This window comes from Actinoallomurus acaciae (assembly GCF_042429965.1).
GTDB classification, from domain to species: Bacteria; Actinomycetota; Actinomycetes; order Streptosporangiales; family Streptosporangiaceae; genus Actinoallomurus; species Actinoallomurus acaciae.
This window is the reverse complement of the sequence record NZ_JBHLZP010000456.1, coordinates 1-6,438: the sequence shown is the minus strand read 5'-3', so window position 1 is coordinate 6,438 and position 6,438 is coordinate 1. Positions and strand designations below refer to the sequence as shown.

The window sequence follows — 6,438 nt, the reverse complement described above, 5'->3', positions numbered from 1 at the left end:
CGGCATGGCCGCACGGAGGGATCCTCCGCCGCGACGTCGAGCAGGCCATCGCGGCCGCCCGGCCGACGCCCGGGGAGTCCCCCGCCGCACCGGCGAGGACGCTCAGGGACGAGCGCATCCCGCTGCGCGGGCTGCGCCGGACGGTGGCCGACAAGCTGAGCCGCAGCCGCCGCGAGATCCCCGACGCCACGACGTGGGTGGACGTGGACGCCACCGGCCTGCTCGACGCGAAGAACGCGCTCGGACGGGTCCGCCCCGACCTCGGGATCGGGCTGCTCGCCCTGCTGGCCCGCATCTGCGTGGACGGCCTGACCCGGTATCCCGAGCTGAACTCCTCCGTCGACACCGACCGCGCCGAGATCGTCCGGCACGGCCACATCAACCTCGGCTTCGCCGCACAGACCGACCGCGGTCTGGTCGTGCCGGTGGTCCGGGACGCGCACCTGATGACGACCGCGCGGCTCGCCGCGGAGCTGACCCGGCTCACCGGCCTGGCCCGCTCGGGGAGGCTCCCGCCCGGAGACCTGACCGGAGGGACGTTCACGCTCAACAACTACGGGGTCTTCGGCGTCGACGGGTCCACCCCGATCATCAACCATCCGGAGGCCGCGCTCCTGGGCGTCGGCCGCATCATCGACCGGTCCTGGGTGGTCGACGGCACGGTCATGGCGCGCAAGGTCGCCCAACTGTCCCTCACCTTCGACCACCGGGTCTGCGACGGGGGCGCCGCCGGGGGGTTCCTGCGCTACGTGGCCGACTGCGTGGAGAACCCCGCGGTCCTGCTCGCCCACGCCTAGGGCAGGCGCTCGTGTGGCCTGAACTGACCCGGATTGTCGCCTCCGCGTCCTCGCACGGCGTATGCCTCAACGTGCCGCCAGGGCGACCAGCCGTCGCTCCAGTTCGGCTCGCTCGACGGCATTCTGGGTGAGCGATATGGCCCGCCGATACGCATCCGCCGCGGCCGCTCGGTCGCCGGCCCGGTTGAGCAGGTCGGCGTGCGTGGCGTGCAGCGGCTGGTACCGCTGGAGCGCCGGGTCGGCCAGCAGCGGCCCGAGCAGGTCGAGACCGGCCCGTGGCCCTTCGGCGAACCCGATGGCCGCCGCGTGGTTGACCGTTACCACGGCTGACGGGCTGAGCCGGCCGAGTGCACCGTACAGATCGGCGATCTGCTCCCAGTCGGTGGCGTCCGGGTCGGCGGCCTGGATGTGCAGGGCGGTGATCGCGGCTTGCAGCTGGTACTGGCCGGGCCTCCGGAACCGTACCGCCTTCTCCAGCGCGCGCAGCCCGCCGGCGATCTGCGCATGGTCCCACAGCGAACGGTCCTGGTCGGCAAGCGCCACGTATCCGCCCGAAACCGTACGGGCGCCCCGACGGGCGTCGTGCAGGAGCATCAGGGCCAGCAGCCCCCACGCCTCGGCCTCGTCAGGCATCAGATCGACGAGCAGCCGTCCCAGGCGGATCGCCTCGCCGCACAGCTCGCCCCTGGTCAGCTGGTCCCCAGCGCTGGCCGAATACCCCTCGTTGAAGATCAGGTACACGACGCGGAGCACGCCACGCAGCCTGGCGGGCAGTTCGTCGTCGGCCGGTATCTGGTACCGGATGTGCGCGTTGGCGATCTTGCTTTTGGCGCGGGTGATCCGCTTGCCCATCGTCGGCTCGGCGACCAGGAACGCGTGGGCGATCTCGGCCGTGGTGAGCCCGCCCAGCGTGCGCAGCGTCAGGGCCACCTGGGCCGATGGGTCGAGCGCCGGGTGGCAGCAGGTGAAGATGAGCCGCAGCCGGTCATCGACGATCATGCTTGCCTCGCTGGTAGCCGGATGTTCCTGCTGGTCCAGCCTGATCAGCTCGGCGAGCCGGGCCGCACGGTCGGCCACCGTGCGGTTCCGGCGCAGCCGGTCGATGGCCCGCCGGCGGGCGGTGACGTTGATCCAGGCGGCCGGATTCCGCGGTATGCCGTCCCGGGGCCAGGCCGCGAGGGCGGCCTCGAACGCGTCTTGCAGCGCGTCCTCGGCCAACTGGAAGTCGCCTGCCTGCCTGATCAGCGTCGCCAGCACGATCTCCCGCTCCTCGCGGAACACCTGCGCCGCCACCTCAGCCGAGCGGGTCATCGCCGGTCGGCTCCATGATCGGACGGACTTCCACCGAGCCGTACCGAGCGGTCGGGAACCGCGCGGCGTGCCGCAGCACCTCGTCGAGGCCGTCGCAGTCCAGCACATAGAAGCCGGCGAGCACTTCCTTGGTGATGGCGAACGGTCCGTCGGTCATCTCGACCTCGTCATCCCGCACCCGGACGGTCGTCGCGGTGTCCGTCCGGTGCAGCGCGCCGTTGGCCACCAGCAGACCGGCATCACGCAGGCCGTCGGTGAGTTCCTGCCACAGTGGCAGTTGCGCCCACCGCCGCCGTTCCGTCGCCTCGTCGCCCTCCGGCGAGTACAACAGCACCAAGTACCGTGGCATCGATCCTCCCCCAGGTCGGCCGTCCCCTTTGTCATGTAGACACGGGCGGGCGGCCGGAATCATCGGTCACGCCTGGCAGATGTGATTGGCCTCGACCAGCCACCGGTCGTCATAGCAGGTCAGGAGCCAAGTCACCACGTGCCGCCGGTCGGGCGGAGCCGCGGCCTCGCCAGGAAGAACGGTCGCGCTCTCGGTCACCACGATCGCGGTGTCGCCGGGCAGGAAGCGCACGACCTGTGCTGAATGCGGCCGCAACGAGTCCTTCAGCGGTCCCGCGAAGGCGGCGGCCATGCTCCGGCTGATGTCGTCCCTGCCCCGCAGGTAGATCCCTGGTCCGATCACGGTCGCGTCGTCGGCGTAGCAGGCCGCGAACTGTACAGCGTCCTGCCTGGCCTACGCCTCGGACATCGCCTCGAACGTGGCTCGCACGGACTCGTGCGCGTGCTCAGAACACATCACTTGCCTTCCTGGTCAGCTGCTCTCACCTACTCGACGCAGCGCCCAGCCGGATTCGGACAGGGCGAGCCGTCCAAATCGCGGACCGTCCCGCGACGACCAGTCGAGAGCCCGACAGGGCTGCGCACAACGGAAGGAACGACGAACGATGGCAAGCAAGGAATCCCTGCGGGTGGACCGCTACTGGGCGACGGTCCGGCGGTCGACGATGAACCCCCAGCCCGACGACCTGGTGACGAACACCCAGTGGGACCTGCTGACCGGGGAGCCGCGTGGCGTCGACTACCTGGAGGTGGACGCCGACGGGGTGCCGGCGCTCTGGGCGGTGCCGCACGGGACCGCCCAGGACTGCCCGGTGCTGCTGTGCTTCCACGGCGGCGGGTACGTCAGCGGGTCGATGTTCACGCACCGGAAGATGTTCGCGCACCTGGCCAAGGCGATCGGCGCCCGCGCGCTGGTGATCGATTACACGCTGGTGTTCCAGGGCGGGGTCTTCCCCCAGCCGGTCGTCGAGGGCCTGACCGCATACCGGTGGCTGCTCGACCAGGGCGTCCCGGCGGGGCGGATCATGTTCGCCGGGGACTCGGCGGGTGGTCAGCTATCGGTGACCGTCCAGCTGCGCGCACGCAACGAAGCCCTGCCGCTGCCGGCCGCGGCGATGCTGATCTCACCGTGGACGGACCTGGAGGTGATCGGCGAGTCAATGGACTACAACGAGGGCAACGACGCGCTGTTCAGCAAGCAGTGGATCAAGGACATGGCCGCAGCGTTCCTCAACGGCTGCGATCCCCGCGACCCGGACGCGTCACCGCTGCACGCCGACCTCACCGGCTTCGGGCCCATGTACATCCAGGTGGGCGATCAGGAGCTGCTGCTTGACGACAGCCGCATGCTCGCCAAGCACGCCGAGCAGGCCGGGATCGACGTCCAGCTCGACGAGTTCCCCGGCCAGCAGCACAGCTTCCAGATGGCTGCGGGCCTCGCGCCGGAGCCCGACGACGCCATCAACCGCTTGGCCGCCTGGGCCCGTCCCAAGCTCGGGCTCGGCGTAGGAGAATAACCGGCCCCGGAGGAGGGCCGGCGGCCCGCGGGCCAAGGTGCTGCCGCCAGCACTCCTCCTAGGTCCGGCTGATCCGCTCCGGGCCGGGCAGGACCACGGTGACGTCGAGGCCGCCTTCCTCCCAGGGTTCGGCCCGTACGTCACCGCCGTGTGCGCGGGCGACCGACCGGACGATCGACAGGCCGAGCCCCGCACCGGGCACGGTGGCGGAGAGCCGCTCCGCGCGGAGACGGCGGAACGGCTCGAACAGGAGCGGCACCTCGTACGGCCGGACGACCGGCCCGGTGTTGCTCACCACGACCTGGGCCGAGCCGTCCGGCAGGGTGCCGCTGGTGACGCGCACCCAGCCGCCGTCAGGGACGTTGTGGCGTACGCCGTTCTCCACGAGGTTCTGCACGAGCCGTTCGAGCAGGACCGGATCGCCGATGGTCGGCGCCTCGCCGGGCTCGGCCTGGATCGCGACCGCTCCGGGTGCGATCTGGGAGATCGCGTGCTCGACGACGTCCGCCAGGTCGACGTAGGAGCGTTCGGTCACCTCGGGCTCGGAACGCGCCAGCATGAGCAGGCCGTCGATGAGGCGCTCGTGACGGGCGTTGATCTCCAGCAGTGTCTCCCCGAGCTGACGTACCTCCGGGGGCGCGGCGCGGCGGTGGACCGCGACCTCCACCAGGGCCCGGTTGAGCGTGAGCGGGGTGCGCAGCTCGTGTGACGCGCTCGCGATGAACCGGCGCTGCCCGTCGAAGGACCGGCCGAGGCGTTCCAGCATGAGGTCGAAGGTGTCGGCGAGCCGTTTGAGCTCGTCCTGTGGCCCGGACAGCCCGATGCGTTCGTGCAGACCACGGTCGGCCGCCGGCGCGTCGGCGATCCGGCGGGCCGTCTCGGTCATCCGGCCCAGGGGCTGGAGCAGCCGGCCGACGACCGGCTCGGCCATCTCCCCCACGAGCTGTCCGGCGGCGAACGGCAACGGGTGGCCATCGCCCGCGCCGTCGTCGGCGAACCGGCCCTGCTGCTGGCCGACGAACCGACCGGCAGCCTCGACACGGCGTCCAGCGCCGGAGTGCTGGAGATCCTGCGTGACCTGCACTCCGCGGGCACGACCGTCGTCGTCATCACCCACGACCGTGACATCGCGGCGGGCCCGCCCCGGCAGGTGTCCATGCGCGACGGCGAGGTGGTGGGCCCATGACCGAGGCGTCCTCTGGGCCGCCGGCCTCGCGGCTGCGAGCCGGTGACGTGCTGCGCGTCGGCGGAGCCGGCCTGCGGACCCGGCGCGTACGGGTGTTCCTGTCGGCGCTGGGCATCGCGATCGGCATCGTTGCGATGATCTCCGTGGTCGGCATCTCGTCGTCCAGCCGCGCCGACCTGAACCGCCGGCTCGCGGCGCTCGGCACGAACCTGCTGACCGTCGCGCCCGGCGACACCCTGACCGGCGGCACGGCCACGCTCCCCACCGAGTCCGTCGCGATGATCCGCCGCATCGGGCCGGTCCAGCAGGCCAGCGCCACCGGCACGGTCCCGGACGCCAAGGTGTACCGCAGCGACCGGATCCCCGCCGAGGAGAGCGGCGGCCTCGCCGTTCAGGCGGCCGCCCTGGACCTTCCGCGCGCCCTCCGCGCGACCCTGGCGGACGGGGTCTGGCTCAACGCGGCCACCGCGCGGTACCCGGCGATCGTCCTCGGCACCACGACGGCCCGCCGGCTCGGCATCGACGCGGTGGGCTCGGGCGTCCAGGTCTACCTGGGCGGCCGGTGGTTCACCGTCGTCGGCATCCTCGCCCCGGTGCCGCTCGCCCCCGAACTGGACACCGCGGCGCTCGTCGGATGGTCCGCCGCCACGACCTACCTCGGGTTCGACCGACATCCGACGACCGTCTACACCCGTACGAGGGACTCCGCCGTCGAGGCCGTGCAGGCGGTCCTCGCGGCAACGGCGAACCCGGCGGCGCCCAACGAGGTGAAGGTGTCCCGCCCGTCGGACACGCTGGCCGCGCGCCAGGCGACCGACCGCGCCTTCACCGGCCTGCTGCTGGGGCTCGGCGCGGTGGCCCTCCTGGCCGGCGGGGTCGGCGTGGCCAATCCATGGTCATCTCGGTGCTGGAACGCCGGGCGGAGATCGGGCTGCGCCGCTCCCTGGGCGCGACCCGCCGCCACATCCTGCTGCAGTTCCTCGCCGAGTCCCTGCTGCTGTCGGCCCTCGGCGGCGCGGGCGGGGTCCTCATCGGCATCGCCGTAACGACCGGATACGCCGCCGCGCAGTCCTGGGAGGCCGTGGTGCCCGCCTGGTCGACCGGCGGCGGGATGGCGTCGACCCTGCTCATCGGCGCGGTGGCGGGCCTGTACCCGGCGATCCGCGCGGCCCGGCTGTCCCCCACCGCCGCCCTCACCACCGCCTGACGTGACCGGCTACTCCCGCACGGCCCGTCTCGGTCCGCGCGGGCTCTGCGCGGACACCGGCCCGGCGGGCAG

At 72.2% G+C, this 6,438-nt stretch carries 7 protein-coding genes and 2 pseudogenes; 5 read left to right on the top strand and 4 right to left on the bottom strand.

The genetic code is table 11. The features are described 5' to 3' along the window. A partial coding sequence (locus ACFFNX_RS38400; protein WP_378211020.1) for a dihydrolipoamide acetyltransferase family protein occupies positions 1-797 on the top strand: 797 nt, incomplete at its 5' end. A 66-nt stretch (positions 798-863) separates the two neighbouring features. On the opposite strand, the gene ACFFNX_RS38395 is transcribed toward ACFFNX_RS38400, so the two are convergent. From ACFFNX_RS38395 to ACFFNX_RS38385, 3 genes and pseudogenes are all read right to left on the bottom strand, one after another. Continuing rightward, positions 864-2,108 (bottom strand): RNA polymerase sigma factor, encoded by a 1,245-nt coding sequence (locus ACFFNX_RS38395; RefSeq protein WP_378211019.1) that lies wholly within the window; start codon positions 2,106-2,108, stop codon positions 864-866. Further along, entirely contained in the window at positions 2,092-2,457 is a 366-nt protein-coding gene (locus ACFFNX_RS38390) for a YciI family protein (protein ID WP_378211018.1), read from the bottom strand. Before ACFFNX_RS38390 ends, ACFFNX_RS38395 begins: the two co-directional genes overlap by 17 nt. Before the next feature lie 66 nt (positions 2,458-2,523). Beyond that, positions 2,524-2,835 (bottom strand): annotated as a pseudogene (locus ACFFNX_RS38385) (SgcJ/EcaC family oxidoreductase); the annotation flags it as partial. A 226-nt stretch (positions 2,836-3,061) separates the two neighbouring features. Between ACFFNX_RS38385 and ACFFNX_RS38380 the strand changes: the two are divergent. Beyond that, on the top strand, positions 3,062-3,973 hold the full coding sequence (locus ACFFNX_RS38380; protein ID WP_378211017.1) for an alpha/beta hydrolase: 912 nt from the start codon (positions 3,062-3,064) through the stop codon (positions 3,971-3,973). Positions 3,974-4,031: 58 nt separating this feature from the next. Here the strand turns inward: ACFFNX_RS38380 and ACFFNX_RS38375 are convergent, their stop codons facing one another. Next, on the bottom strand, positions 4,032-4,859 hold the full coding sequence (locus ACFFNX_RS38375; RefSeq protein WP_378211016.1) for a sensor histidine kinase: 828 nt from the start codon (positions 4,857-4,859) through the stop codon (positions 4,032-4,034). A 30-nt stretch (positions 4,860-4,889) separates the two neighbouring features. On the opposite strand from ACFFNX_RS38375, the pseudogene ACFFNX_RS38370 reads away from it, so the two are divergent. The 3 genes and pseudogenes from ACFFNX_RS38370 to ACFFNX_RS38360 form a co-directional block, all read left to right on the top strand. Further along, positions 4,890-5,159, top strand: a pseudogene (locus tag ACFFNX_RS38370) (ATP-binding cassette domain-containing protein); the annotation flags it as partial. Further along, complete coding sequence (locus ACFFNX_RS38365) at positions 5,156-6,205, top strand: ABC transporter permease (RefSeq protein ID WP_378211015.1); 1,050 nt, start codon at positions 5,156-5,158, stop codon at positions 6,203-6,205. The pseudogene ACFFNX_RS38370 and the gene ACFFNX_RS38365, both read left to right, overlap by 4 nt. Then, complete coding sequence (locus ACFFNX_RS38360; RefSeq protein ID WP_378211021.1) at positions 6,091-6,366, top strand: ABC transporter permease; 276 nt, start codon at positions 6,091-6,093, stop codon at positions 6,364-6,366. The genes ACFFNX_RS38365 and ACFFNX_RS38360 overlap by 115 nt, the downstream gene beginning before the upstream one ends. Positions 6,367-6,438 lie beyond the last annotated feature (72 nt).

Bases quoted from the DNA above. Each gene is read 5' to 3' on its own strand.
- ACFFNX_RS38395 (WP_378211019.1), bottom strand. From the start codon at position 2,108: ATGACCCGCTCGGCTGAGGTGGCGGCGCAGGTGTTCCGCGAGGAGCGG.
- ACFFNX_RS38390 (WP_378211018.1), bottom strand. From the start codon at position 2,457: ATGCCACGGTACTTGGTGCTGTTGTACTCGCCGGAGGGCGACGAGGCG.
- ACFFNX_RS38380 (WP_378211017.1), top strand. From the start codon at position 3,062: ATGGCAAGCAAGGAATCCCTGCGGGTGGACCGCTACTGGGCGACGGTC.
- ACFFNX_RS38375 (WP_378211016.1), bottom strand. From the start codon at position 4,859: ATGACCGAGACGGCCCGCCGGATCGCCGACGCGCCGGCGGCCGACCGT.
- ACFFNX_RS38365 (WP_378211015.1), top strand. From the start codon at position 5,156: ATGACCGAGGCGTCCTCTGGGCCGCCGGCCTCGCGGCTGCGAGCCGGT.